Origin of the sequence: Fulvivirga aurantia (genome assembly GCF_009711475.1) — a bacterium.
In the GTDB taxonomy this organism is placed as follows: domain Bacteria; phylum Bacteroidota; class Bacteroidia; order Cytophagales; family Cyclobacteriaceae; genus Fulvivirga; species Fulvivirga aurantia.
In genome coordinates this window covers 1-1014 of the sequence record NZ_SMMD01000218.1, presented here as the reverse complement: position 1 = coordinate 1014, position 1014 = coordinate 1, and the positions used below count along the sequence as shown (strand labels likewise).

At 39.2% G+C, this 1014-nt stretch carries 1 protein-coding gene; it reads right to left on the bottom strand.

The annotated features are described in order from the left end of the window. On the bottom strand, positions 1–1014 hold a 1014-nt coding region (locus E1176_RS00695), incomplete at both ends, for a tetratricopeptide repeat protein (protein ID WP_155208671.1).

Sequence of the window (1014 nt, the reverse complement as noted above, 5' to 3'; positions counted from 1 at the left end):
TTCTGTTTACGAAAAATAATACAACTAGCAGTAAGACAGATATTGTCCCAATAACGAGGCTATAGGTGATGATAAGTCGTTGGCGTGCGGCTTCTCTATCCTTGGCCTCAATTTCGGCTTCGTGATGGTCAATGATGATACGATTTAGTTGATTCTCTTTTTCTTTTGACCAGACGCTGTCCTGAAGTTTTAGTAAGATTCTTCCGTAGTGAAGGGCGCTGTCTTGTCTGTTTTGGTTGAAATGTATGGAGTTGAGCAGTTTGGTTGCTTCTAACTTTTTAGCTGTATATCGATACTTGTTAGATCGATGATATGCTTTTCGAGCATACGCTAGTCCATTTGCTGTGTCTTGTTTACACAGGTATACCTGAGCATAGTCTAGCGCAAGAAAAGTAGATAAGTAGGTTGAAGAATTAGGGTTCGCAGGGTTTTCATAATCAGCTATTAAGTCGAGGTAATAAAGTGCACTGTCACAAAAGTTACTGGCAAGGTAGATTTCGCTAATAGTACTTGCAGTATATACATCTTGCCTGGAGGTAGGGTTATTATCAAAAACCCGCTTAGCATATTTTAGTGCAGATTTGTGCTCACCAAGTGCTGTATATGCACCTGCTAAATTATTATAAAGAGTGGCAGCTCTATCATCAATTGTATTAGTTCTGCGAGCCACATCTATGGCCAGTAAGGTGTATTTTATGGTTTTATCAAAATCTCCAATATTATAAAATATACCCCCAAGCAAATTGTACGAGTTTACCAGTCCCTCATCGTCATTTAAGGTTATGAACAAGTCAATAGCTTCTAGTCGGTGTTTGGCAGCGTTTACATAATCTCCTGTGGTGTGGTAAGAGAGGGCAAGAGTGCTCAATAACTGCGCCTTAATTTCTTTAGACACTTCTGAGTCGCTTGCTATTTCATAATTCTTAAGTGCAGTTTCCAATCCCTCAAATCGATTGGTTTTAAGTTGCTCGAGTGCTAATCTATTTTTTTCTAGCAGATCACGATCATCTTGTC